At 40.2% G+C, this 25,039-nt stretch carries 25 protein-coding genes and 2 other annotated features; of the genes, 6 read left to right on the plus strand and 19 right to left on the minus strand.

What is annotated here, in order from left to right; translation table 11 throughout:
- Nucleotides 1–5: 5 nt before the first annotated feature.
- The 4 genes from QUF94_RS19440 to QUF94_RS19455 form a co-directional block, all read right to left on the minus strand.
- Nucleotides 6–611 (minus strand): anthranilate synthase component II, encoded by a 606-nt coding sequence (locus QUF94_RS19440; RefSeq protein WP_289317279.1) that lies wholly within the window; start codon nt 609–611, stop codon nt 6–8.
- On the minus strand, nt 608–2,002 hold the full coding sequence (trpE, locus tag QUF94_RS19445; RefSeq protein WP_289317280.1) for an anthranilate synthase component I: 1,395 nt from the start codon (nt 2,000–2,002) through the stop codon (nt 608–610). Before trpE ends, QUF94_RS19440 begins: the two co-directional genes overlap by 4 nt.
- Before the next feature lie 170 nt (nt 2,003–2,172).
- Nucleotides 2,173–2,410 (minus strand) — a binding site (T-box leader).
- A gap of 35 nt (nt 2,411–2,445) precedes the next feature.
- Nucleotides 2,446–2,676 (minus strand) — a binding site (T-box leader).
- Nucleotides 2,677–2,745: 69 nt separating this feature from the next.
- Entirely contained in the window at nt 2,746–3,021 is a 276-nt protein-coding gene (locus QUF94_RS19450) for a UPF0223 family protein (protein ID WP_289317281.1), read from the minus strand.
- 55 nt (nt 3,022–3,076) lie between these two features.
- Nucleotides 3,077–4,036, minus strand: coding sequence for an NAD(P)H-dependent flavin oxidoreductase (locus QUF94_RS19455; RefSeq protein ID WP_289317282.1), 960 nt, complete (start codon nt 4,034–4,036; stop codon nt 3,077–3,079).
- Between the two features lie 412 nt (nt 4,037–4,448).
- Here QUF94_RS19455 and QUF94_RS19460 point away from each other — a divergent pair, with 412 nt between their 5' ends.
- Nucleotides 4,449–5,906, plus strand: coding sequence for an aminotransferase class I/II-fold pyridoxal phosphate-dependent enzyme (locus QUF94_RS19460; RefSeq protein ID WP_289317283.1), 1,458 nt, complete (start codon nt 4,449–4,451; stop codon nt 5,904–5,906).
- Nucleotides 5,907–6,096: 190 nt separating this feature from the next.
- On the opposite strand, the gene QUF94_RS19465 is transcribed toward QUF94_RS19460, so the two are convergent.
- On the minus strand, nt 6,097–6,222 hold the full coding sequence (locus QUF94_RS19465; protein WP_072272684.1) for a GapA-binding peptide SR1P: 126 nt from the start codon (nt 6,220–6,222) through the stop codon (nt 6,097–6,099).
- A gap of 404 nt (nt 6,223–6,626) precedes the next feature.
- Between QUF94_RS19465 and QUF94_RS19470 the strand changes: the two genes are divergently transcribed.
- Nucleotides 6,627–7,061: a DUF1885 family protein gene (locus QUF94_RS19470; protein ID WP_289317284.1), complete on the plus strand. Its 435-nt coding sequence runs from the start codon at nt 6,627–6,629 to the stop codon at nt 7,059–7,061.
- A 26-nt stretch (nt 7,062–7,087) separates the two neighbouring features.
- Here QUF94_RS19470 and QUF94_RS19475 read toward each other — a convergent pair whose 3' ends face one another.
- From QUF94_RS19475 to QUF94_RS19505, 8 genes are all read right to left on the minus strand, one after another.
- Complete coding sequence (locus QUF94_RS19475) at nt 7,088–7,564, minus strand: polysaccharide deacetylase family protein (RefSeq protein WP_353957799.1); 477 nt, start codon at nt 7,562–7,564, stop codon at nt 7,088–7,090.
- On the minus strand, nt 7,561–7,800 hold the full coding sequence (locus QUF94_RS28900; RefSeq protein WP_353957800.1) for a hypothetical protein: 240 nt from the start codon (nt 7,798–7,800) through the stop codon (nt 7,561–7,563). The genes QUF94_RS19475 and QUF94_RS28900 overlap by 4 nt, the downstream gene beginning before the upstream one ends.
- A 154-nt stretch (nt 7,801–7,954) precedes the next feature.
- Nucleotides 7,955–8,212, minus strand: coding sequence for a hypothetical protein (locus QUF94_RS19480; protein WP_353957684.1), 258 nt, complete (start codon nt 8,210–8,212; stop codon nt 7,955–7,957).
- 274 nt (nt 8,213–8,486) lie between these two features.
- A complete protein-coding gene (lpdA, locus tag QUF94_RS19485; protein ID WP_289317286.1) occupies nt 8,487–9,899 on the minus strand; it encodes a dihydrolipoyl dehydrogenase in 1,413 nt (470 codons plus the stop codon).
- Nucleotides 9,900–9,902: 3 nt separating this feature from the next.
- Nucleotides 9,903–11,261, minus strand: coding sequence for a dihydrolipoamide acetyltransferase family protein (locus QUF94_RS19490; protein ID WP_289317287.1), 1,359 nt, complete (start codon nt 11,259–11,261; stop codon nt 9,903–9,905).
- 121 nt (nt 11,262–11,382) lie between these two features.
- Nucleotides 11,383–12,360 (minus strand): alpha-ketoacid dehydrogenase subunit beta, encoded by a 978-nt coding sequence (locus QUF94_RS19495; protein ID WP_251427584.1) that lies wholly within the window; start codon nt 12,358–12,360, stop codon nt 11,383–11,385.
- Between the two features lie 3 nt (nt 12,361–12,363).
- Nucleotides 12,364–13,479, minus strand: a complete 1,116-nt coding sequence (pdhA, locus tag QUF94_RS19500) for a pyruvate dehydrogenase (acetyl-transferring) E1 component subunit alpha (RefSeq protein ID WP_289317288.1) — start codon at nt 13,477–13,479, stop codon at nt 12,364–12,366.
- 643 nt (nt 13,480–14,122) lie between these two features.
- On the minus strand, nt 14,123–14,785 hold the full coding sequence (locus QUF94_RS19505) for a YkyA family protein (RefSeq protein WP_289317289.1): 663 nt from the start codon (nt 14,783–14,785) through the stop codon (nt 14,123–14,125).
- A 209-nt stretch (nt 14,786–14,994) separates the two neighbouring features.
- Here QUF94_RS19505 and QUF94_RS19510 point away from each other — a divergent pair, with 209 nt between their 5' ends.
- Both QUF94_RS19510 and def read left to right on the plus strand, forming a co-directional pair.
- The gene (locus QUF94_RS19510) at nt 14,995–15,150 is read left to right on the plus strand and encodes a YjcZ family sporulation protein (RefSeq protein ID WP_289317290.1); all 156 of its coding nucleotides are present in this window, start codon (nt 14,995–14,997) and stop codon (nt 15,148–15,150) included.
- A gap of 238 nt (nt 15,151–15,388) precedes the next feature.
- Complete coding sequence (gene def, locus QUF94_RS19515; protein ID WP_289317291.1) at nt 15,389–15,943, plus strand: peptide deformylase; 555 nt, start codon at nt 15,389–15,391, stop codon at nt 15,941–15,943.
- A 52-nt stretch (nt 15,944–15,995) separates the two neighbouring features.
- Here the strand turns inward: def and QUF94_RS19520 are convergent, their stop codons facing one another.
- The gene (locus QUF94_RS19520) at nt 15,996–16,763 is read right to left on the minus strand and encodes a Cof-type HAD-IIB family hydrolase (protein WP_289317292.1); all 768 of its coding nucleotides are present in this window, start codon (nt 16,761–16,763) and stop codon (nt 15,996–15,998) included.
- Nucleotides 16,764–17,706: 943 nt separating this feature from the next.
- On the opposite strand from QUF94_RS19520, the gene QUF94_RS19525 reads away from it, so the two are divergent.
- Both QUF94_RS19525 and rnjA read left to right on the plus strand, forming a co-directional pair.
- Nucleotides 17,707–17,916, plus strand: a complete 210-nt coding sequence (locus QUF94_RS19525; protein WP_289317293.1) for a DNA-dependent RNA polymerase subunit epsilon — start codon at nt 17,707–17,709, stop codon at nt 17,914–17,916.
- 3 nt (nt 17,917–17,919) lie between these two features.
- A complete protein-coding gene (gene rnjA, locus QUF94_RS19530) occupies nt 17,920–19,590 on the plus strand; it encodes a ribonuclease J1 (protein ID WP_289317294.1) in 1,671 nt (556 codons plus the stop codon).
- 52 nt (nt 19,591–19,642) lie between these two features.
- On the opposite strand, the gene QUF94_RS19535 is transcribed toward rnjA, so the two are convergent.
- The 5 genes from QUF94_RS19535 to QUF94_RS19555 all read right to left on the minus strand — a co-directional run bounded on the left by QUF94_RS19535 (nt 19,643) and on the right by QUF94_RS19555 (nt 25,003).
- Nucleotides 19,643–20,302: a potassium channel family protein gene (locus QUF94_RS19535; protein WP_063231996.1), complete on the minus strand. Its 660-nt coding sequence runs from the start codon at nt 20,300–20,302 to the stop codon at nt 19,643–19,645.
- Between the two features lie 62 nt (nt 20,303–20,364).
- Entirely contained in the window at nt 20,365–21,489 is a 1,125-nt protein-coding gene (locus QUF94_RS19540; RefSeq protein WP_289318442.1) for an N-acetyldiaminopimelate deacetylase, read from the minus strand.
- 74 nt (nt 21,490–21,563) lie between these two features.
- Nucleotides 21,564–22,274 (minus strand): 2,3,4,5-tetrahydropyridine-2,6-dicarboxylate N-acetyltransferase, encoded by a 711-nt coding sequence (dapD, locus tag QUF94_RS19545; RefSeq protein ID WP_289317295.1) that lies wholly within the window; start codon nt 22,272–22,274, stop codon nt 21,564–21,566.
- A 125-nt stretch (nt 22,275–22,399) separates the two neighbouring features.
- Complete coding sequence (locus tag QUF94_RS19550) at nt 22,400–23,284, minus strand: transcriptional regulator CcpC (RefSeq protein ID WP_289317296.1); 885 nt, start codon at nt 23,282–23,284, stop codon at nt 22,400–22,402.
- A 183-nt stretch (nt 23,285–23,467) separates the two neighbouring features.
- Nucleotides 23,468–25,003, minus strand: a complete 1,536-nt coding sequence (locus QUF94_RS19555; protein WP_289318443.1) for an MDR family MFS transporter — start codon at nt 25,001–25,003, stop codon at nt 23,468–23,470.
- Nucleotides 25,004–25,039: the final 36 nt, after the last annotated feature.

A 25,039-nucleotide genomic window follows, 5' to 3' on the forward strand; every position in this document is an offset into this window, starting at 1 on the left:
TGTATTTATAAAATGGATTGTTCCTTCTCTGATTGAAAGGTTCCGGCAATCTTATAAAATTGATGTAATAATTCCTTGCCGATTTTCGTCCCTATTGATTCAGGGTGGAACTGTAACCCGTATAGCGGGAAATCTTGATGTTTTAGGGCCATGATTTCCCCATCATCCAGTGCACTCGCCGTCACAGTCAGCTCATTTGGCAAACTCTCTCTTTCAACTACAAGAGAATGGTAACGCATTACCGGGAATCGTAAGTCCTGTTTCGCAAATACACCTGTTCCATCATGCTCGATAACCGATGTTTTCCCGTGCATGATTTGTTTTGCCCCAACCACGTTCGCACCAAAAACTGCACCAATGGCCTGATGCCCCAGACAAATGCCTAAAAGCGGAACCTTCTCATAAAAGCTACGAATGATCTCCATACTGATACCAGCATCTTCCGGTCGGCCAGGTCCCGGGGAAATGACGATTGCCATGGGATTCAATTCCTCAATTTCAGCAAGGGTGATTTCGTCATTCCTTTTTACAACGATTTCTTTTTCCACTTCCCCTAAATATTGATAAAGGTTGTAAGTGAACGAGTCATAGTTATCAATTAATAAAATCATTTTGTGTGAACCTCCATTAGTGCTCGTGCTTTATTTTGTGTTTCTTCATATTCCGTTTTTGGATCTGAATCATATACAATTCCTGCCCCTGCCTGTACATGGGCCTTGCCGTCTTTAATGATCATCGTCCGAATGGCTAATGCCATATCAAGATCCCCTCCATAACCAATGAATCCTATTGAGCCCGAATAAATTCCGCGTTTACAATTTTCCAGTTCATTGATCAGCTCCATCGCCCTGATTTTAGGAGCACCTGAAACTGTTCCAGCAGGGAGGCAGACCGTCAGCGCATCCAAACTCGTGAATCCTTCCCTAAGCTTTCCGCTAATCTTAGAAGCAATATGCATGACATGCTGATATCTTTGAATTTCCATTTCCTCGGTCAGGTGGATCGAACCAATTTCGCAAACTCTTCCAAGGTCATTTCTTCCCAAATCAACAAGCATCTTATGCTCAGCAAGTTCCTTTTCATCCATCAGCAGACTTTCTTCCAATCCCTTATCTTCTTCGTCCGTTTTCCCTCTCGGCCTTGTACCGGCAATGGGATTAACGTGAACCATTCCTGATGAAACACTGATCAAGCTTTCTGGAGACGACCCTAGAATGGTATAGTCACCAAATTCTATATAAAACATATAAGGTGATGGGTTGGCTAAACGCAGACGACGATAGGCATCGAAAGGTTCACCATCGAAGTCCGCTTTAAATCTTTGTGATAAAACAACTTGGAACACTTCACCAGCCACAATCGCCGCTTTAACATCAAGAACCATTTTCTCAAATTCATCCTGACTGAAATTCGACTTGAATTCCAAATATTCCGACGATATTTCCTTTGACGGTTTGCTAGCCTGATTGATTTTTCCCTTCATCCCCAATAAACTTTTTTCACTATCTTCTTCCGCAGTCAAAAGATGGATTTTTTGTAAAACATGATCGAATATATACAGTTCTTTATAAAAGAGAAAATGAGCATCAGGCATTTGCAGAGAATCAGGCGGCACCGAGCCTATATTTTCATATAGCCGAATGATATCATAGCCCATATAGCCGATTGCACCTCCATTAAATGGCGGAAGATGTACGGGGGCCTCTCCTATCTCGACTAACAATTCATTTTTTAGAAACTCGATGATATTGATGTTCTTTACGATTTGGTCACCTGTTTCAGGGTCTTTCACATATACTTGGCCAGCGAGTGATGTCACCTCCAAGTATGGGTTTGAACCTAGATAAGAATAGCGCCCGTTGTCATGATGCGAATTGGAACTTTCCAATAAAAATTTCTGTTCCCCATCCAGCTTCTGAAATATGGCAATGGGTGTGTGAATATCCCCTTCAATTGTATCCATTTTGAAGCGGAGTATTTTTTTTTCATCCAAATTGTTCATCTCAATTTCCTCCCGATTCTTATACGATCATATAAACTGCCAAAAGGCAAACCCTTTTGACGAGTGCCGGAGTTTCCAGTTACTCTGAATATTTTTTGACTCTTCCTCTAAAAAGGTATTTATATTGAAAATCCCATAAAAAAATCCCCTGCAAACACAAATATGTGTCTGCAGAGGACGGTATACCGCGGTGCCACCTCAAGTTGGAAAAACGCATCATTTTTCCCTCTCAAGCAAGAAATGAAAGTTTCTTGCGAATACCCTTTAACGGTGGCAGCCGAGTTTCCCTACTTATTTCAAGAAACCACTCATAAGTCCATTCATCTTCTTATATCGTACCGGGTTCCACCTTTTCCGGCTCTCTGTGACGCATCTAAAAAGATTACTACTCTTATTCATAGATTTAATTATCATTTTCATAAAAACGCAAAAAGGGCCCACATCCAAAGGACGAGGAACCCGTGGTACCACCTTAATTAGCTAAATTAGCTCACTTTACGGCATTAACATGCCTATCTCCATTAACGATGAGATAATCGCCAAAGCCTACTCCGTCAATCCGTTTCGGTTTGGGGCTCGGAAGTCCATTCGCTTAAATTCGTTCACCAGTTTTCAGCAACCACTGGCTCTCTGCAGAACAGCATTAAGGTACTCTTCTTCGTCACTGCCTTTATCTTTTTCTTGATTATTATGTTAAAACAATCTTTTCAGTAAGTCAATGGAGTTTTCTAAAAATTATATTTTTAATTTTTAATTTTTATCCATTCTCCGTCTTCGATTCCTTTTGCCTTCTTAATAACGAGATATGCTGAATAGGTGCTGGCTGACTCAAACTCATCCGTATACTTTTTTTCATCCGCCTTACCGGGGACTATTTCCTTGAATCTTCGATATGCTTTCATAAATTCTTCTTTTTGGATTTTATTTTCATAAGCCTTTTCTACCGCTTCAAAAAATTTAATCACATCTACTATTTCATCAGTAGTCCAATCAAGATCCATTGGATATTGATAATCCATACCCTAACACGCTCCTTCTAGATAGTATTTCATGTTGTCCGGGAGTCCATTATCTTCAGTCTGCCCATTTTGAACGAATTGCTTCCGCTTGGCCGATAATCCGACTGAATAGTTCAGCAGTCGATGGTACATCATGAATCAGCCCCATCACTTGTCCAGCCCAGGCATATCCTTCACTTTCAACACCGTCGTGAATATAACGCTGGTTCGCTTTTCCACTTATGTAATCCTTCAATTGCTCATATCCGCCATTTTCTTTTTCTATTTCAAGGATCTTATCGGTCCAGTTGTTTGCAATTACCCTGGCTGGTGCACCAATGGACCTCTTAATGACAACGGTATCATTTTCTGTACCGGAAACCAAGGCATTTTTATAAAATTCATGCGCATGAACGCACTCCTTGACTGCTATGAATCGTGTTCCCATCTCGATTCCATCGGCGCCAAGTGCCAATGCTGCCATCAAACCGCGCCCATCGCCAAACCCCCCCGAGGCGATGACTGGAATTTTAACGGAATCCACAACTTGAGGAATTAACACAGAGGTTCCAATATCATCACGGCCTAAATGTCCGCCGCCCTCCTGCCCAACCACCATCACTGCATCTGCACCAAGCTGTTCAGCCTTCACCGCCTGCTTCCTTGCAGCAACAAGCACCAGTTTTTTCACCTGAGTACCTTTGACGTATTCAAGAAATGGCGAAGGGTTTCCGCCGGTTACGGAAACAACTGCGATATCCTCTTTCAATGCTGCTTCAAGCATGTGTTCATAAGGCCTTCCATGCTGCCCGATTGCAAAGTTCACACCGAAGGGTTTATCCGTCAATGATTTAGTTTTTCTAATTTCATCTATCAGTTGCTCTTGGTTTTCCAAGGACATGGCCGTTACCTGTCCAAGACCTCCTGCATTCGAAACTGCCGCAGCCAGTTCTGCATAAGCTAAATGAGCCAATCCCCCTTGTACGATTGGGTATTGTATCCCTAACAAATCGGTCACACGCGTATTCCACTTCAAACTCCTCATCTCCCTTTTCCTTTTAGTGATTTGTTTTATTTAGCTGCATTCTATATAACATAGCTTCATTATGGCAAATATTGCTTACCCGTTCAATTTTTAAACTCACGCATTCAATATTCATAAATGAAGAATTCTTGAGTCAATCCAGTTAATACTAGGCATATACACAATTATAATCGACTGATATTTTTATTGAGCCCCTTAACATCGAAGGCATTTAAAAATTGTTTATGTCAGACATTAAAGTCACGCTAGGCATTTATTATAAGACGTGCTATAATTCATTTGTTTTATGTCTATCCACAAGACCATTTGAATGGACTCGGAGAAACATACGATCGTTAATAGAAAGGGAGTATACCCTCCCCGATATTTCGTACCTATTATATTGAAAAGGGGCCACAAAGAATTGTCACAGAATGAAACACCCTTATACACTGCCTTATTGCAGCATGCAAAAAAAAATCCCGTTCAATTTCATATTCCAGGTCATAAAAAAGGAAAAGGAATGGACGCTGATTTCCGTAATTTCATTGGAGAAAATGCATTATCCATAGATTTAATCAATATTGCACCACTCGATGATCTCCATCAGCCTAAAGGTATCATTAAACAAGCTCAGGATCTTGCCGCTGAAGCTTTTGGTGCAGATCATACATTCTTTTCCGTTCAAGGAACAAGTGGTGCGATCATGACGATGGTCATGACAGTCTGCGGACCTGGGGACAAAATCATCGTTCCGAGGAATGTACATAAATCCGTAATGTCTGCCATTGTATTTTCCGGAGCTGTTCCCATTTTCATCAATCCTGAAATAGACAAAGACTTGGGCATCTCCCACGGAATCACCATCGATGCCGTTGAAAAAACTTTAAGGGAACATGGTGATGCAAAAGGTTTGCTTGTAATCAATCCCACCTATTTCGGTATTTCGGCTGATTTGCAAAAAATAGTCGAACTTGCTCATTCTCATAAAATCCCAGTTCTCGTAGATGAAGCACATGGTGTCCATATTCACTTCCATGAAGACTTGCCGATGTCAGCCATGCAAGCTGGAGCAGATATGGCTGCAACGAGTGTTCATAAATTGGGCGGTTCACTAACGGGAAGTTCCATATTAAATGTTAAGACTGGATTGGTTTCAGCAAATCGTGTACAAGCCATTTTGAGCATGCTCACAACAACCTCAACCTCCTATATACTTCTGGCTTCTCTGGATACGGCTAGAAGACAGCTGGCGACTGTAGGCAGGGAAATGATCGATGAGGCCATCAATCTTGCAGGATATATCCGTGAGGCCGTAAATGAGATTCCTTATCTATACTGTGTCGGCAGCGAAATTCTTGAGAGTAAGGCAGCCTTTAGTTATGATCCGACTAAGTTGATCATTTCCATTAAGGAATTGAATATTACCGGATACGACGTTGAAAAATGGCTTCGTGAAAAGCATAATATCGAAGTCGAACTTTCTGACTTGTACAATATCCTTTGCCTGATAACACCGGGAGACTCAAAAATGGAAGCGGACCTGCTGATCGCTGCCCTAAGAGACTTATCGGATGAGTTTAAGGAAATGGCTGCTGAACATGAAAAAATTGAAGTTCTCCTTCCTGATACACCGCCACTTGCTTTATCACCAAGGGAGGCATTTTATGCAGAGACCGAAGTGGTTCCCATCGAGGAATCGGTCGGCAAAATCAGTGCTGAATTCATCATGGTTTACCCGCCGGGAATCCCGATCTTCATACCAGGCGAACTGATTACTGAAGATAATATCAATTACATCCGGAAAAACATCGAGGCAGGCCTACCTGTCCAAGGTCCAGAGGATCCAGAGATAAAATATTTGCGCATCATTAAAAACTGATTGAATTCCATCAAACCAGAGCAGATACCTGCTCTGGTTTTTTGCCCATTTTATTGATTCAACGTAATTGAGCAAAGTGCTCTGGATGAAAACGGAAGAATTCTCCCCCGTTAACTTCGATAAAAAGGGTGCTCCAGGTTATAATCCTGAAACACCCTTCAATTCTATTAATCTAAAAGTCTTTTTCCATTTATTTTTCAGAGGCAGCTGTATCACAGCTTTGGCAGTTGTGATTGTGTGTATAAAGTACACTTACTTTTTCATCTTCAAAATGTTCAATCGTGCTATTGCAAGTTTGACATACGATAGTTCCCATTTTTACAACCCCTTCCTCTATATTGTATGCATCAATTACATAATGTAACCGCTTTATATGAATTATAATATAACACATTTATTATTTCAAGCTAAAAAGTATAACATATATACTTTTTCCATTAAATTCAATATAGGTTCATTCCATTGATTTATTTCTTACATTTTGAAACCGCCGATTGGAAGTAAACGGTTCTAATCATTGGAATTCTTATTATGAAAACGCGCATTTACAAAAAACGAACGGCTCTTGGAGCTCTTTTTTACAAATTCCACCACATTCCTTACTCAGCAAAACAAGGTGAAAAAGGAATTTTGCCTTTCAACTTACATATAGATTAGTATATAAAACAACCATAAAATGTTAATATATACTTACATTCGAAAGATCTAAGGGGGATCCAAATGACTGAAAATGCCTATATTAAACTTGTTCCTGAGTCCGTAAAAGCGACTGTAACCATTGAAGATGTGAAAGAATTGCTGAATTATTATCAAATGATCACAGCAAAAACAGGAAAGCAACTGGATTGGGAGTATGATAAGAAAGCATTTCCTTATGAAATGAAAGTACCTGAAAGAATGAAAGATAAGGCTATTTATCTCCAAGCCAAAGAGGATCGATACCACATGATATTGATAGGCGTTGACCAAGAAGTCGTTAAGGATGAAGATGGATTAGAGCGGATTCAATCCTATATCCAATTCACCCTCCCTGAAACAGCAACTTTCGGTGATAAGGGAAAAGCTAATGAATTGTGCAAGTTCCTAGCAAAGAAATTACGGGCACAGCTCCATCTATTTAATAATCGGGTGATGTATTACTATCCAAGGAAATAAAAAACCTGCTGTGACCGAGAATCAGCTCATGCAGGCGTTTCAATTAATTTTAGATCAAGGAACTTATAACCTTTCTTTTGAAAACCTTTCACTATATCCTCTATCGCTTCACTCGTCCATTTCCGGTCATGCATTAGTAAGTTCGCACCATTTCCTAAATATGGGCTGTTCAACATGATATCAGTTAAAGCTTTTTTATCCTGATACTCTTTTTCCCAGTCATATCCATATGTCCAATTCATGACCAACATTTTTTCTTCCTCAGCAACTTTTTTTGAATGATCGGTATTCGATACAAAAGGCGCCCTGAAGTACTTAGGGCGTTCACCTATAATGCCCTCAACCAAATTGTTCAATTTAACGATTTCCCTCTCTTGTTCCTTTTCAGTCAATTCTTTTAAATTTACATGGGAATACGTATGATTACCGATAGGAAAACCCATATCATGAATTTCTTTTAGCATCGCTTTATTTTCATCTTTTTCAAGAAAGTGACCGTTCACGAAAAAAATCGCAGGTACTTCAAGTCGCTTAAGGGTTTTGGCAATTTCCAGCGAATATCATCAAAGGTTAACAACACAACTTTCGGATTTGCATCCCCAATGGGTTTAAATGACCAATTATCTTTGTTCACCCGATATTCTGCCTTTACATTCCCTACGAGATTTATTTTTGATGTTTCTTTTTTCAGATCTTTTTCTGGCTGGCTTTCATCTTGAACTGTTGCTGACGTTTCCACACTTTCTTGATTCTCATTTTCTTTGATTGGGATTGTGATCGTGATCGTTACAAGCCATCAAGAAAAATGATATAGATGTAAATAATACTAATACTCTGTTAATCATGGTTCCTCCGTTGTTTCTTGTGTCGTTGCTGGCCATACGAAAAAAAATTCAATAAATGGGTACTAACGTTTCCAAAAGGATTTGTAAAATCCCATAACATAATAGGCTTATCACGGTAACAAGCATGGTTCGCTTATTGGACTTTAAAATCATTTTGCCAATGTAAATGGCTAAATAAGAGAAGACCAGAAACATGAATACTTTGAAAACAAATCGATCATTAACAGACAGCCATTCAACTAATGTATACCCACTCCAAACGATTAGTTGAAAGAGGATTACCAGATAATTTTTCAAGTGATCCACCCCATTTTAATATGAATACATCGGCCATAGTTTTTTATTGGCAAAAAATATCCTTTAGCAAACATCGCTCATCCTATTTTTTATCCTCTATTACCTTTTTAAAACCCTTTCAAGGAAAAAAGTTAGAAGACCTTTGTATAGCTTATGCCCTTTTTGTCCTTTTCATTTAACTAGTGTAAAGAAAATAATGAATTAGGAGTAATCCTTCATTTTCATCTTCTTGCCAATACAAAAAAGCGTACTGCCTAATGCAGTACGCTTTTTTTAAAATCAATTACTTAATGATGTGAATAGGAGTTCCAAGGGCAACTTCAGCTGCTTCCATAGTGATTTCCCCTAAAGTTGGATGTGCATGGATTGTCATCGCGATATCTTCAGCAGTCATTCCCGCTTCGATAGCTAAACCAAGTTCTGCAATCATATCAGATGCGTTTGGTCCTGCAATTTGTGCTCCTATAACCAATCCGTCTTCTTTGCGAGTGATAAGCTTCACAAATCCGTCCGTATTATTTAATGAAAGAGCACGTCCATTTGCAGCGAATGGGAATTTAGAAGCAAGCGCTTCGATTCCAGCTTCCTTCGCTTCTTTTTCATTATAACCGACAGAAGCTAGTTCCGGTTCAGAGAATACAACAGCCGGAATGGCAAGATAGTCGATTTCAGATGAATGTCCTGCAATGGCTTCAGCTGCAATTTTACCTTCATAAGAAGCTTTATGAGCTAACTGAGGTCCAGAAACGATATCACCGATTGCGTAAATGTTTTTCACGCTTGTACGGCATTGTTTATCCGTTTCAATCAAACCACGGTCAGTCATTTTGATTCCAACTTGTTCTAAGCCGATTTCTGCAGTATTAGGACGACGTCCAACTGTTACTAAAACGTAATCGGCTTCAACTTTTTTCTCTTCGCCTTTTACTTCATAAGTAACGGTTACGCCTGTTTCAGTTTCTTCCACGCCTTTAGCATTTGCTTTGGTAACAATTTCAGCACCCTTGTTTTTAAGGTTACGTTTAACAAGTGCTGCCATTTGTTTTTCAAAGCCTGCAGAAAGAATTTCTTCCGTACCTTCAAGGATGGTCACTTTAGTGCCAAAACTTGCGAATGCTCCGCCAAGCTCGGTACCAATGTAACCTCCGCCGATTACCACGATCGAACTTGGAACTTCTTCCAAAGCAAGGGCACCAGTGGAATTAAGTACTCGTTTCGTATATTTAAATGACGGAATCTCGATTGGCGATGAACCAGTAGCGATGATTGCGTTTTTAAATGTATATGTTTGGGCTGAGTCATCATTCATAACACGGATGCTGTTTTCATCAACGAAATAAGCTTCCCCAGTTACAACCTCAACATTATTACCTTTTAACAGGCTGCTTACACCGCCTGTTAATTTTTTTACAACAGTACCTTTCCAAGCTTGTACTTTAGAAAAATCAACAGTAACTTTTTCTGCAAAGATACCCATGTCTTCTGAATGCTGAGCTTCATGGAAACGGTGTCCCGCCGAGATTAAAGCTTTCGATGGGATACAGCCTACATTCAAACAAACTCCGCCGATTGTTCCTTTTTCAACGACCGTTACTTTCTGTCCAAGCTGTGCTGCGCGAATTGCGGCAACATATCCCCCTGGGCCTGAACCGATCACTAAAGTATCTGTTTCGATTGGAAAATCTCCTACTACCATTGTTTACGCCTCCATTAACAATAATTCTGGGTCGTTCAATAACTTTTTGATATGATTCAATGCATGCTGAGCAGTTGCTCCATCAATCATGCGGTGATCAAAGCTCAGTGATAATGCCAGAACTGGAGCGGCGATAATTTCCCCGTCGCGTACAATTGCTTTTTCGGCAATGCGTCCAATCCCTAGAATGGCAACTTCTGGATGATTGATTACAGGTGTGAACCATTGACCGCCTGCGGAACCGATATTCGTAATGGAGCAAGAAGCACCTTTCATTTCGTTAGGAGCCAATTTACCGTCACGAGCTTTCGTCGCTAATTCATTAATTTCTTGTGAAATGGCAAAAGTTGATTTACGATCTGCATCTTTTACAACTGGAACAAGCAGTCCTTTGTCTGTGTCTGCCGCAATTCCGATATTGTAATAGTGTTTATGGATAATCTCACTAGCCTCATCATCAAATGATGTGTTAAGCATAGGGAATTCACGCAATGCACTTGTTAACGCTTTAACAACATAAGGTAGGAATGTAAGCTTGATTCCTTTTTCTGCAGCAATTTCCTTGAATTTCTTACGGTGAGCAACCAGTAGCGTCACATCGACTTCATCCATCAATGTTACATGTGGAGCAGTCTGTTTGGATTTAACCATTGCTTTGGCGATAGCTTTTCTCATACCGCTCATTTTCTCGCGAGTTTCAGGATATTGTCCTTCTGGAATCGAAACTTTTTGTTTTTCGGTTGTTTCCTTATCATTTTGTTGTGAAGCTTCACTTTGAGCTGCTGGTTGCTGTGGAGCCGTTTTGCCGTTTTTGAAAGCATCGATGTCTTCTTTCATGATGCGGCCGTTATCCCCAGAACCAGAAATCTCACGAATATTTACCCCTTGTTCGCGTGCATATTTCCTAACAGAAGGCATAGCGATAATACGTCGTGAAGGATCCGCCTCAACCTGTGGTTGTGATCCCGCGCCCGTTTCTGCACTATTTTCTTGAACCGGAGCAGCCTCTTTCTTGACTTCCTGTCCAGCTTCAGCAGTTGCTTGAACCTGGGCCTCCGTATCCTTTCCACCTTCTGCCTTCGCTTCTTCTCCATGATCCCCTTTAAACTGAAGATCTTCATATCCTGGAGCATCGAATGTTACAAGTACATCGCCAACAACGGCAACCGTTCCTTCTTGAACAAGGATTTCTTCAACGGTACCTTCCACTGGTGATGGGATTTCAACAACGGCCTTATCGTTTTGAACCTCACAAAGCACGTCATCTTCTTGTATCTTATCTCCTGGTTTTACAAACCATTTCACTATTTCACCTTCGTGTATACCTTCTCCGATATCAGGGAGTCTAAATTGGAATGCCACTGAGTTCAACCTCCTATATTAAATCATACTTAGTGCATTGAATAAAGTCCTTTATCTTGCATTACCGTTAATGCAAAATCACTTTCACTAGCAGGACGTTCATTCCCATTACTTAAGATTGTTAAAACTTCAAGACTTTAGTTGCCGTTTCAATAATGTCTTTATAATTAGGGAGCCATACTGTTTCAGCTTGTGAAAACGGGAATACCGTATCAGCAGCAGCCACTCGCAGTACTGGAGCGTCCAAGCTCAAAATGGCACGTTCGTTAATTTCAGCGACAACATTCGCTGCTATACCAGCTTGCTTTTGGGCTTCTTGAACAACGATAGCACGTCCAGTTTTTTCTACAGAAGCAATGATTGTATCAATATCCAATGGAGATACAGTCCGTAAGTCGACCACTTCGACGGAATGACCATCCTTAGCCAATTCTTCAGCTGCCTTGATGGATTCCTGTACCATCGCACCATACGTAATAATGGATAAATCCGTTCCTTCTCTCTTCACATCCGCTTTTCCTAATGGAATTGTATATTCCTCTTCAGGAACTTCCTGACGGAATGAGCGGTACAATTTCATGTGCTCAAGGAAAATGACTGGGTCATTATCACGAATCGCTGAAATCAATAAGCCTTTTGCATCGTAAGGAGTGGAAGGGATTACTACTTTTAACCCTGGTTGCTGAGCCATTAAACCTTCTAAGCTATCAGCGTGCATTTCCGGAGTGTGCACTCCGCCTCCAAAAGGTGAGCGAATTGTAACCGGCGCACTGTAACGTCCTCCTGAACGGTAGCGCATACGAGCAAGCTGACCGCTTACGGAATCCATTACTTCATATATAAACCCGAAGAATTGAATTTCAGGAACAGGACGGAAACCTTGTAAAGAAAGACCAACCGCTAATCCACCGATTCCAGATTCAGCAAGTGGTGTATCGAATACACGATCTTCACCGAATTCTTTTTGAAGATTTTCCGTTGCACGGAAAACTCCCCCATTAAGACCAACATCTTCTCCAAAAACGAGTACATTCTCGTCATTTTTAAGTTCTGTACGTAATGCTTCTGTAATTGCTTGAATCATCGTCAATTGAGCCATGGCTTACTTCGACTCCTTCTCTTTATAAATTTCATATTGTTCTTTTAAGTTATAAGGCATTTCTTCATACATGTTCTCAATAAGGTCTGTAACCTTTTGCTTAGGTTCTGCATCAGCCTTTTTGATTGCTTCTTTAATATCGTCTTTTGCTTTTTCTATTGTTTCGTTCTCTAATTCTTCATTCCAAAGTTTTTTGTTTTCCAAGAACTTGCGGAAACGAACCAATGGATCTTTCAGTTCCCACTCATTATCCATATCGGAAGTACGGTAACGTGTCGGGTCATCCCCAGCCATCGTATGTGGTCCATATCGGTAAGTTAATGTTTCGATCAATGTAGGACCTTCACCATTAATTGCACGTTCACGTGCTTCTTTAACAACTGTATAAACGGCCAACGCATCCATACCATCAACCTGGATGCCAGGAATACCTGCAGCCACACCCTTTTGGGCTAAAGTTTTCGATGCTGATTGCAATTCAACAGGAGTCGAGATTGCAAAACGGTTATTTTGCACGATGAAGATAGCTGGCGCTTTAAATGCACCTGCAAAGTTAATACCCTCATAGAAGTCACCTTGAGATGTTCCACCGTCACCCGTATATGTGATGGCTACAGCTTTTTTTCCGCGTTTCTTCAATCCAAGAGCCACTCCGGCAGCTTGGATATATTGAGCGCCGATAATGATTTGAGGCGAAATGACATTGACGTCTTCAGGAATTTGATTTCCCTTGAAATGTCCACGGGAGAATAGGAATGCTTGCCAAAGCGGCAGGCCGTGCCAAACGATTTGCGGCACATCACGGTAACCAGGAAGAATGAAATCCTCTTTTTCCAAAGCATACTGTGAAGCGATTTGAGAAGCTTCTTGACCGGCAGTCGGTGCATAGAACCCTAATCTGCCTTGGCGGTTCAGTGATATAGAACGTTGATCCAAGATGCGGGTATAAACCATACGACGCATTAATTCTTGCAGTTGTTCATCACTTAAATCAGGCATTGCCGCTGCGTTAACGACTTCTCCCTCTTCATTTAAAATTTGAAAAGTTTCAAATTGATCTTCCACTTTCTTAAGCTGATCTTGAACATTAATTTTAGCTTGTTTAGTTTTTTGAGCCATTTTGGCACCTCATCCTTTCATTAAAAAGGTTTGCTATTATTATTCTATAAAGCAAAAATAGTTTGCTTTTTAGTTTCTTCAACAATACATTCTTTTATTTTTCCCTTAAGACCAATCCCTCAAACGTGGATATGCTTAATATGTCTCAATCTTATTCTGTACCATAAAAAAAATCAAGGAAAATGATACAAGAACTTTTATAGATTAAGTTTACAAGATGAATTAACATCAAGTCAATCACTTGGAGTTCCTTATTTTTTTGATTTTATAGAATTTCCAACACTAAAACTTCTTCTCTGTATTAGTTTTCGTTTTACGACTGTACTATTAAATTTCCCGTATTTATCATTTTAGGGATGACGACGAATAATATTTCAAATCCCCCGTCGATCCCATCGATTCCAAAACCGCATTAACTAGAGGCATTTGAGCCATTAAGATAATATTACGAAAAAATATTCAAACGCTTTCATATCAGTCAGCTGTTTGATTTTCTATTAACGTTTTTTTTTAGTACAGGTACTGAAAATTTTACATTCACTTGTTTCGACAAAATAACTATTCTAAAATTTTTTAGTCTATAAATGAACTGGATGCACAAAAAATGAGCTGTGATTGAGGATCACAGCCCATCATTATTATATTATTTTGTAGAATCAGCCATTTCTATGCCGGAACTATCATAAAAACTCTCTTTTTTTTGATTGGATTTTTCCGTTAATGCATTAAATTGTTCATTCGCCTTCAAAACTTTTCCATAAGAGGTATTGATTTTCTTGATTTGCCCTTGTAATTCATCCATTTTCAAATCCTCTTTTTTAAACAGTTCATATAATTCACGATCATAAGCCAGACTTTGTTGATAGGCATCATACAAATTGTCGTAGGTGCTATAACGCTCACTCATGATCTTTTTCAATTCAGTCGCTTCTTTTTTAACTTTTTCATCCTCTATTTTCCCGATTTGTTCACCTATCTTATTGAATTGTTCTTTTGAGGATTGCATACTGCTTTGTTCCTTTTCTATTATTTCCTCCCGTTGGTCGATATTCTTGGTTGCTTCATCTGAAATCTCGACGATTTGTTCATACTCATCCAATCCAAGTTCAATTATTTTCTCATACTTTTCTTTTTCCTTTTTCTCCAAATCATTAAGCGGCTCTCGATGCTCGGTGAAATTACTTTCCTTTTCAGCAGTTTTCTCCAGGATCTTGTGGATCTTTTCTTCAGGTGAACCGTTAAAACAACCGGTCAAGATCACTAATGAAAGAAGTAAAATAACATATGGACCAAAACTCTTCAACATAGACAGCTCCTTCTGATAGTTCTTGAAGTTTCATATTTCTTTAAATTTCTGTTTATGCACGGACACTTGCACTAATCTTATTCCGAACATGAATTTATCATTACTGGGCGTTAGCCTACACCCTTTAAACCATACTGCATAGGCTGTAGGGACCGTTTCAAATCAGAGTGGTCAACATTTTAATAAAACAAAAACGGAGGTATGAAATTATGTATGGAGGTTACAACCAGGAATGTTGTTATCCGGTTTCCGTTGCACCCAGCTTTGGTTATGGTGACCAATGTTGTGGAGGCTTTGGAAGCGGCTTTGCCATAATCATTGTCCTGTTCATTTTGCTAATCATTGTCGGCGCGTGCTTATGCTAAACAGATAATTACTATTACCTTTACCCGAAAATGTTAACTATTCACCCTGATTCACAAAAAATGATTTATTTTTTTAATAGACTTTAACACGTAAATAAAATTATGGCTGGGATAGGAATTAATCGACTTGATTCCATCCCTTCCATTTTTCTTTCATTAGACTATCCATTAACTTTCAGCATTTTTTTTGTTAAAATAACCTATACATATTATAAGAAATTTTATGGGGTGAAAGATTATGCTTACCATGGATGATTTTGTTAATGAAGACGATCCAATCTTAAGGCAAGTCGCGGTAGAGGTTCCGCTTCCGGCATCATATGAAGATAAGCAACTTTTAGCCAGCTTGATGGAATATGTCCAAAACAGCCAGAAGCCCGATATTGCTGCTCTATACGGGTTAAGGGCGGGAATTGGCTTGGCTGCACCACAGGTGAATGTTTCAAAAAGGATGATTGCGGTTCATTTGAAAGAAAAAGATGATCAACTGTATAGCTATGCACTTTTCAACCCTAAACTCATTAGCCATTCAGTGGAAAAAGCTTACTTGACAAGCGGAGAAGGCTGTCTTTCCGTTAATCGCCCCGTTTCCGGCTATGTACCACGTTATGCTCGAATAACCGTCGTGGGTACTGACCTGGAAGGGAAATCGGTTCAACTCCGCCTAAAAGGCACCGCAGCCATTTGCTTTCAACATGAAATCGACCATCTAAATGGAATCATGTTTTATGATCATATCAATCAGGAAGACCCCTATGCCGTTCCGGAAAATTCCATTGCGGTGGAAAGGTAACGTAATAAGCGACAAAAACTCCCGTCTTGTTGGTTGACGGGAGTTTTTGTTTTTAAATCAGTTCAAGTTCCTTCAAACCAAAAAGTATGCCATCATCATCGACATCCTTCGTTACAAAGTCGGCCTCTTGTTTCACAAGTTGACCGGCATTCCCCATTGCCACGCCATATCCCGCTACTTTTAACATTTCTATATCATTTAAGCCATCTCCAAAGGCGTAAACATCCTCTAGAGCAAACCCGACTTTTTCCATTAATATTTTAATGCCTTCTGCTTTTGACCCCCCGAATGGAAGTACATCCGTCGAGTATTCATGCCATCTAATAAAGTGAAAGTCATCATATTTCCCAACATAGTTCCCTTCTTCATCTTCCGAGCAGAATAATAAGGCTTGGTATATTTCATTGTCCTCATAAAAGTCTGCCACATGTTCAGGGTGTGGAAACTTCAAGGTGCTTAAAGCTTCTTCAATTCTGCCATGATGTGGAACACTCGATTTCATTGTCTCCTCATTCATGAAAACGATCGGTATTTGATTATTTTCAGCATGTTCGTGAAGCCGCTTTATCTCAGGTATGCTCAAAGGGTTTTTATAAACCACTTTCCCTTCAAAAACAACGTATTGTCCATTGAAACTTACGAATGTATCAATGCCAAGCTCTTCCCTTAAAGACTCGAACATGAATGGAGCCCTTCCTGTGGCAATCGCTACAAAAACCCCGCTATCCTGTAGTTGCTTTATGGCTTTTTTCGTTGAAGCAGGTAACTTTTTTTCATGATCGAGCAATGTTCCGTCAATATCAAAAAATACGATTTTCACTAACGATTCACTTCCAATTCATTCATTTTTAATATGTACCCATTTAATAATTGTCATCAAGATAAGTCAAGTAACTCTAGCGGATTTCCCTCAAAGTTACGTTTTTTATTCACGAATGAGCATATACTATTCCTAATAGAACTCAACTCAGGTTTTCCAAATTACACTTCTCCGTCCTTCTTGCCCCTAAATTCACAGTCACCTGTAAGAATGAGCCTTTTTTTTCAAAAATGGGCCAAGTACTTGTAAAGACATATTTACATTATTGAATAATCCTATACAATAATAACTAAGGGAGCGTGATCGCCATGTTAAAAAAGCTTCGTAAAAAGCTTGTTAAACAGTGGAATGATCTTTTAAGAAAAAAATCTATCGCATGATCTGCCACTCATATCCTGCCTTGGCCGTCATCCAAATGCGAATTTTTTTCGGACAGCCCTTCAAAAACTTGCGGAGGGCTTCTTCCTTGTTGTAAAGTTCTTGTTAAGCATTCTTTCTATCTTGGCTAGATATGGCCAGGTGAATACATATTCAATCAAAATATGAGTCGTTGTCTGTTCATGAAACGCTGTACCCAGTGGTACTATATTAATTAAGAAAGAAATCGTTTACGAAAAAAGACCCCATTTAAATTAGATAAAGTGAGTAACCGTTTTTTGCATAAAAACAAGCCGGCAGAAACTTTTCTTTATCGATTTAAGTTTCACACATAGTAAAAACGGATAGGATATAAGATAGAGGAAGCTACAATTGGATTGATACCCGAATCGGCCATCTATTTTTTTATATACTTTTTAGACATTGGTATATTTAATTCATCAAAACCCCTTCCGTTTTTATGGCGGAGCTGGGTTTATTTTTACATGATGTTGAAAAACATGAAAAAATTGTTGTTTTTATATATAATGAAAAAAGCAATGCAAACAAGTGAGGAGAGATTAAAATGGTTTTTAAGGTATACTATCAAGTAACCATAGCAGAGGTTCCCATCAGGGAGAATACTAAAACAGTGTTTATCGAAGGTGAATCCGTTCGTGACGTCCGTTTAAAATTAAAAAATGAACCTTATAACGTAGAAATCGTACTACCGGTAACTGGAGCATATTTAGAATATGAAAAACAAAATGAAGATTACAAAGTATTGGAGCTATAATTTATGAAATTTGTAAAAAACGATCAAACAGCTGTATTCGCCCTGGGCGGTTTAGGCGAAATCGGTAAGAACACATATGCTGTTCAGTTTCAAGATGAAATCATCGTCATTGATGCTGGAATTAAATTTCCTGAAGATGAACTTCTCGGTATTGACTATGTGATTCCAGATTACAGCTATTTAGAGAAAAATGTAGATAAAATTAAAGGTGTTTTCATTACGCACGGCCATGAAGACCATATTGGCGGGATTCCATATTTACTTAGAAAAGTGAATGTACCAGTATACGGCGGGAAGCTAGCTCTTGGGTTACTTCGTAATAAATTGGAAGAACACGGCCTTTTACGTCAGACAAACATGATTGAAATCAGTGAAGATGAAGTGATCAAGTTCCGGAAGACTTCCGTCTCTTTCTTCCGCACAACTCACAGTATCCCTGATTCTTATGGAATCGTCGTAAAAACCCCACCTGGACAAATTGTCCATACTGGTGATTTCAAATTCGACTTCACTCCAGTGGGTGAGCCTGCAAACTTGACCAAGATGGCTGAAATCGGTAAAGAAGGCGTATTGTGCTTACTCTCAGATAGCACAAATAGTGAAGTGCAGAACTTTACTATGTCCGAAAGCCGTGTCGGCGATACCATTCAAGACATTTTCCGTAAGGTTGACGGCCGGATCATTTTTGCAACGTTTGCATCGAACATCCATCGCCTTCAGCAAGTTGTGGAAGCAGCAGTGGCTAATGGCCGTAAAATAGCTGTTTTTGGACGTAGCATGGATTCAGCCATAGCAATTGGCCAAGATCTTGGATATATCGTAGCGCCTAAAGATACATTTATTGATGTACAGCAATTGAATCGTATGCCTGCAAATAAAGTAACCATCCTTTGTACAGGCAGCCAAGGTGAACCAATGGCAGCCCTGTCGCGGATAGCGAATGGCACTCACCGTCAAATTCAAATCATTCCTGGTGATACTGTGGTATTTTCTTCTTCACCTATTCCCGGTAACACAATCAGTGTTTCCAGAACGATTAATCAATTATATCGTGCTGGAGCAGAAGTCATTTCAGGTCCTTTGAATGACATTCATACATCAGGACATGGCGGACAGCAGGAACAAAAACTAATGCTTCGTTTGATAAAGCCAAAATTCTTCATGCCAATCCATGGTGAATACCGGATGCAAAAACTCCATGCCCGCCATGCAGTAGATTGCGGTGTTCCGGAAGAAAATTGCTTTATCATGGATAATGGTGAAGTACTTTCCTTAAGTGAAAACACGGCACAAATCGCTGGTAAAATCCCTTCAGGTTCGGTTTATATCGATGGAAGCGGCATCGGGGATATCGGTAATATCGTGCTGCGTGATCGTCGGATTCTTTCCGAGGAAGGCCTTGTGGTTGTCGTTGTCAGCATAAATATGAAGGAATTCAAAATTTCATCCGGACCTGACATCATCTCACGCGGATTTGTTTATATGAGAGAATCAGGAGACCTGATCAGCGATGCTCAATCCTTGATCACCAAGCATTTAAATAAGGTGATGGATCGCAAAACTACACAATGGTCTGAAATTAAAAATGAAATTACAGATACTTTATCTCCATTCCTATATGAAAAAACTAAACGCCGTCCTATGATCCTACCGATCATCATGGAGGTCCAATAATCATAAAAAAGCCCAGCCATTGATGGCTGGGCTTTTTTGTGATACGCCTTGCTTATTCCACAATTTTTTTTTCAAAGCGATTGATGTCTGAATCTGCTCCGATGACAATCAATATATCACCTTTATGAATTAAATCGCTTGCCTGTGGGGAGACATTTATTTCGTTCCCTCTTTTAATCGCAACGATATTCAACCCATAGTGAGCGCGAATATCAAGGTCAAATATTGAGTTTCCATTCATCTTTTGGCTTGCAACAATTTCGACGATGGAATGTTCATCAGAAAGCTCCAAATAATCGAGAATATTATTGGAGACGATATTATGGGCAATCCTTCTCCCCATATCCCGTTCGGGGTGCACCACAAAGTCGGCCCCGATTTTTCGAAGAACCTTCTCATGATAATCATTTTGCGCTTTTACCGTAACATTTCCGACACCCAATTCCTTAAGCATGAGAGTCGTCAATATACTGGCTTGAATATTCTCGCCAATCGCTACAATGACGTGATCAAAATTACGAATGCCTATGTTTCTCAGCACATTTTCATCCGTCGTATCCCCTACCACGGCATGTGAAGCTATTCTGGCAAATTCATTCACTCGATCTTCGTCTGCATCGATAGCCAGAACCCCTAATCCTTCTTCAGCTAATGTCTTGACTATACTGCCTCCAAAACGGCCAAGTCCAATTACCGCAAATTCTTTTTTCACAATAAGCCCTCCAACATCATTCGTTCTCTCTTTAGAGCATGTTCTGTTCTGAAAAGCATTTTTTAAGATTCGTTTCCTTTAAATGTTATATATTCCGTTAAATGGCTAATCGCGAGTTCAATCGCGCTTTCATCAGGACTTAACTTAGCATGGTGCAATCCGTATTCCGATGAAACCCCTAGCCAAAACATGAAGCCAGGAATCTCTTTTAGCATATATCCAAAATCTTCACCCGTCATCGCTTCAGTACAGCGATGTAAATGAACAGCGGTGGACATCTCTGTAAATTCCATGAATTCCCGGGTCAACCGTTCTTCATTATACACCTGGTGATACATCGCACCATAGTCTATTTCTGCTAAGCACTCATAACCAACTTGTATCCCATCCACAAGCGCTTTTATTCTTGACTTGACCTTTACCATCGATTCGGGGTTAAGGGTGCGTATTGTGCCTTCTAAACGCGCTGTCTCCGCAATAATATTTTGAACGGTGCCTCCAGTAATCTTCCCAACTGTAATGACAGCTGAATCAAGCGGATTGACATTCCTGGAAACGATGGTTTGCAGCTGCCCTACAAGCGAGCAGGCTGCGATGACCATGTCTTTTGTTTCATGCGGATAGGCTGCATGCCCCCCTTTCCCTCTCAAATCGATGAATAATTCAGATGTATTGGCAAATAGAAGCCCTTCTTTAACTGCAATCGTTCCAACTGGATACTCTGGAGCAATATGTAAAGCAAGGATCATATCCGGCTTCCATTTTTTCATGGTTTCCGATTTAAGCATCGGTTCAGCTCCGCCAGGACCCTCTTCTGCAGGCTGGAAAATGAATAGTATGTCATCATCGATCGGATTTTCGGTGAAATATGTCAATAAACCCAAACCGATGCTCATATGAAAATCATGGCCGCAGGCATGCATATATTCCTCGTGATTGGATGCGAAAGGCAGTCCAGTTTCCTCTTTTATCGGCAGACCATCTATATCAGCCCGGTAGCCAATCATTTTCCGCGGGTTCCTTCCCTTCACTTTCACGAATATCCCTGTTCGCCAGGTTTCTATTTCCATTCGCTCCTGGGCCAGATTCGTTATGTAATTCAATAGGTATTGCTGCGTCTTGAATTCTTTAAATCCTATCTCCGGTATTTGATGCAAATCACGCCGGATTTCGGCAAAAGGATTTATTTTCACATTATTCCCTCCCTATACAGAAAGCGTGGATATAATTATCCACGCTTCAGGCAATATTCACTAAGAAATTATAGTTGACGAAGTTCTTGCATGATCTCTGTTTTTGATTTGGTTTTTTCATCAATTTGTTTAATGACCTTCGCCGGTATACCAGCAGCCACGGAGTAAGGCGGAACGTCTTTCGTTACAACTGCACCAGCTGCCACGACTGATCCTTGACCGATTTTCACACCTTCAAGAACGACCGCATTAGCTCCGATTAAAACATCGTCTTCCAAAATGACCGGTTGTGCCGAAGGTGGCTCGATGACACCTGCCAAAACTGCACCTGCACCCACGTGACAGTTTTTACCCACTGTTGCACGTCCGCCAAGTATTGCGTTCATGTCAATCATTGTACCTTCACCAATGACCGAGCCAATATTAATTGATGCCCCCATCATGATCACTGCGTTGTCACCGATCGATACTTGGTCACGGATTATTGCACCAGGCTCGATACGGGCTTTGATGCCTTTTAGGTCCAATAAAGGAATGGCAGAGTTACGACGATCATTTTCAACAACATAATCCTCGATTTTTGTTCCCGCTGCCTTGATTGCTTCTTCGACTTCAGACCACTCACCGAATACAACCCCTGTATTACCTGTAATGAAAGTTTTAGAAGCTGGACCAAAATCCATGCCTTCTAAATCGCCTTTGACATAGACCTTTACTGGTGTAGATTTTTTACTATTTGAAATAAAAGAAATAATTTCGTTCGCATCCATTTTATTCATTCCGGGAAAAACCTCCTAAATATGTATCATTACTCGTTTTAAATTTACCAGACAACTGCCTGCAAGACAAGTTGAATGTCACTCTAATATATTATTCTGCCCTATTGACATTTTCATCAGCGGGTCTATAACATTCCTTGGTCGCGAATATGTTCTTTCACCACTTCCGTGAATGCTTGGACTTGCTTTAACTGGAAGGCAGATTCATAGCCGCAAAGCCATGTATCTCGTTCGATTGAGTGGTTATGTCCATCTAGAAGAGGGATTTTAAAAACATTCGTATCTTTATCATGTAATGTGATGGCTGGAAGGATCGCATATCCGATACCATTGAACACCATTTGTTTGCATGTTTCGATTTGATCCACGACTATGGTGTTTTTTGGTGTCGTTTTAAATTGCCGATGCCACCAGTCCTGAATTTCCTGATAATAATTCGAATCGCTTTTAAACTGAATGAATGGTCTGTCCGTTTCGAACACTTGATTCAGTTCCTTCATTTCAGTATCCACCAAATAAAGCATATCAGTAAATAAATGCTGCTTTACCCCTTTCCAATCCGGGGCCCCCCTTATGATGCCAATATGTACTTGTCCTTCATACAAAGACTTTAAAATCTCACTGCTCCAGCCAGTGATTAATGAAATTTTGGCAAACGGATATTTTTGGACGAACTTTTTCAATACTTGCGGCAGCCAATTTTGACCGACAATCGAGGCACAGGCTATTTTCAAAGTTCCATACACTTCATGATCCATGGCTTGGATACTTTCCCTGACCTTTTCCTCTTTTTCTATAACCTCATTGGCCAAACGAATTACCGCTTCACCTGCCGGCGTCAGCGACAGCCCTTTTTGTGAACGCAGAAACAGTTTTGAACCCCAATCCTTTTCTATTGATTGTAAACGCTGTGATAAAGCCGGTTGGGAAACGAACAACCGTTCAGCAGCTTTTCTCATATTCATTTCCTGAGCAAGTACGGATAATAAATGAAATTCCGAAAATGACATACACACCAACCTCTTGATAATTAATTCTTAGCATGATGATTTAATTTATTTTAAATTTAATTATCAACAAAGTCCGATTATAATACAAGGGAAAAGAAACGGCGTGAATATCCTTTGACGATCATATTTCCGGCAATTGATACTCCGAGTCGCATTTCCTTTACATACAATGGCAAGCTCCTTTTATGAGTCTGCCTTTCCCTCTCCTGCCTCCTTATTCTTTCTTAGTCTAGTAAGTAATATGAAACTGATAACGGAGAAGACTAGAACAATTAGATAAATCGTCTGTAAAGATAATGTAAGTCCTTCCTGCAAAACCTTTACCACACTTTGAGGAAGCGACATACGTTCCTCATTGTTCAACAGCATATTTGCCGTATCTATCGTCACCCCCGAGCCTGCTGGTGCATGCTCGTTTAAATAGGCTTGAAGTCTCGTATTCATGATTCCTCCAAGTAATGCAGCACCTACCGTATTTCCTAAATTCCGCATGAACATATTGGAAGCTGTTGCAATACCCCTGCGTTCCCAGCTAACGGTCTTTTGAATGACGACAATGAATGAAGTAGAAGTCAATCCCATCCCAACACCGACAAAGAAGGATCCCATGGCAGCAATAAGGGGTCCTGCTTCTGGCTTCATCCATACGAGGATCAAACTCCCAAGGATCAATGAGCACCCTCCAAGGAGGGAGGTAGATTTGAATCCTATTTTCATCAATAACCTGCCTGAAACCATTGATGCGATCGGCCAGCCGATTGACATGGCCGTCAATGTAAAACCAGCTACCGTAGGCGAGCGTTCCATCACACCCTGTACGAATGTTGGGAGGAAACTTGATAATCCAATCATCATAACCCCTGTAGTCAATGAAACAAGATTTGCAATCAGGATGGAGCGCTCCTGCCAGAGTTCAAATGGCATCATTGGTTCGGCAGCTTTCTTTTCCTGACGAATGAATAAGCTGAAGGCGATGATCGCCACTAATGCCAAGGAAATGACCGGAGCTGAAGCCCATGACCATTTTACTCCTCCTTCTACGAGTATCACCATAAGAGTGGATATGGATAACGTCAATAGCGTTGCACCGATGTAATCGATATCACGTTTTTTCTTTTCGATATTTTCATGAAGGAAAAACCAAATTCCAATAAAGGCTAGTAAGCCCAGAGGGATATTAACCCAGAATACAAGCTTCCAAGTCAGGGATTCAACGAGCAAGCCGCCTAAAGCTGGCCCCATGACCGCCGAAATGCCCCAAACGCTCGATAGGTACCCTTGAACGCGTGCCCTTTCCTCATTTTTATAGATATCACCAACAATCGTTGAAGCTACAGGAGCTACAGCCCCCGCCCCAAAACCTTGTACAAAGCGATAAATGATGAGTTCCGTCATGGAATTGGCAAAGCCGCAAAGAAGGGAGCCAATTAAGAAAACAACGATGCCAAATAATAAGACAGGTTTTCTACCGAGAATATCCGATAGCTTTCCATATATCAGGACTGTCACGGCGTTCATTAACAAATAACCTGAAAACACCCAGCTGTAAAGTGAAAAACCACCTAAATCACTTACAATGGCCGGCATCGCCGTCGAAACGATCGTTCCTTCAATAGCATTCATAAACATAGCCAACATGATGGCAGCTAAAATGAAGGGGCGTTTCAATTTTTTATTCTGCACTTTTGTACTATCCAACGCTTGGCCCAATTTCCGCATCCTTTCCAAATAAACAATAACTTTTATAGATTTTAC

Origin of the sequence: Peribacillus sp. NJ4 (assembly GCF_030348345.1) — a bacterium.
In the GTDB taxonomy this organism is placed as follows: Bacteria; Bacillota; Bacilli; order Bacillales; family DSM-1321; genus Peribacillus.

Excerpts from the sequence above, each read along its gene's own strand:
- QUF94_RS19550 (WP_289317296.1), bottom strand. The coding sequence starts at position 23,284 with ATGTCATTTTCGGAATTTCATTTATTATCCGTACTTGCTCAGGAAATG.
- QUF94_RS19525 (WP_289317293.1), top strand. The coding sequence starts at position 17,707 with ATGGTTTTTAAGGTATACTATCAAGTAACCATAGCAGAGGTTCCCATC.
- QUF94_RS19440 (WP_289317279.1), bottom strand. The coding sequence starts at position 611 with ATGATTTTATTAATTGATAACTATGACTCGTTCACTTACAACCTTTAT.
- QUF94_RS19450 (WP_289317281.1), bottom strand. The coding sequence starts at position 3,021 with ATGGATTATCAATATCCAATGGATCTTGATTGGACTACTGATGAAATA.
- QUF94_RS19465 (WP_072272684.1), bottom strand. The coding sequence starts at position 6,222 with ATGGGAACTATCGTATGTCAAACTTGCAATAGCACGATTGAACATTTT.
- trpE (WP_289317280.1), bottom strand. The coding sequence starts at position 2,002 with ATGAACAATTTGGATGAAAAAAAAATACTCCGCTTCAAAATGGATACA.
- lpdA (WP_289317286.1), bottom strand. The coding sequence starts at position 9,899 with ATGGTAGTAGGAGATTTTCCAATCGAAACAGATACTTTAGTGATCGGT.
- def (WP_289317291.1), top strand. The coding sequence starts at position 15,389 with ATGCTTACCATGGATGATTTTGTTAATGAAGACGATCCAATCTTAAGG.
- rnjA (WP_289317294.1), top strand. The coding sequence starts at position 17,920 with ATGAAATTTGTAAAAAACGATCAAACAGCTGTATTCGCCCTGGGCGGT.
- QUF94_RS19510 (WP_289317290.1), top strand. The coding sequence starts at position 14,995 with ATGTATGGAGGTTACAACCAGGAATGTTGTTATCCGGTTTCCGTTGCA.
- dapD (WP_289317295.1), bottom strand. The coding sequence starts at position 22,274 with ATGAATAAAATGGATGCGAACGAAATTATTTCTTTTATTTCAAATAGT.
- QUF94_RS19495 (WP_251427584.1), bottom strand. The coding sequence starts at position 12,360 with ATGGCTCAATTGACGATGATTCAAGCAATTACAGAAGCATTACGTACA.
- pdhA (WP_289317288.1), bottom strand. The coding sequence starts at position 13,479 with ATGGCTCAAAAAACTAAACAAGCTAAAATTAATGTTCAAGATCAGCTT.
- QUF94_RS19505 (WP_289317289.1), bottom strand. The coding sequence starts at position 14,785 with ATGTTGAAGAGTTTTGGTCCATATGTTATTTTACTTCTTTCATTAGTG.
- QUF94_RS19470 (WP_289317284.1), top strand. The coding sequence starts at position 6,627 with ATGACTGAAAATGCCTATATTAAACTTGTTCCTGAGTCCGTAAAAGCG.
- QUF94_RS19555 (WP_289318443.1), bottom strand. The coding sequence starts at position 25,003 with ATGCGGAAATTGGGCCAAGCGTTGGATAGTACAAAAGTGCAGAATAAA.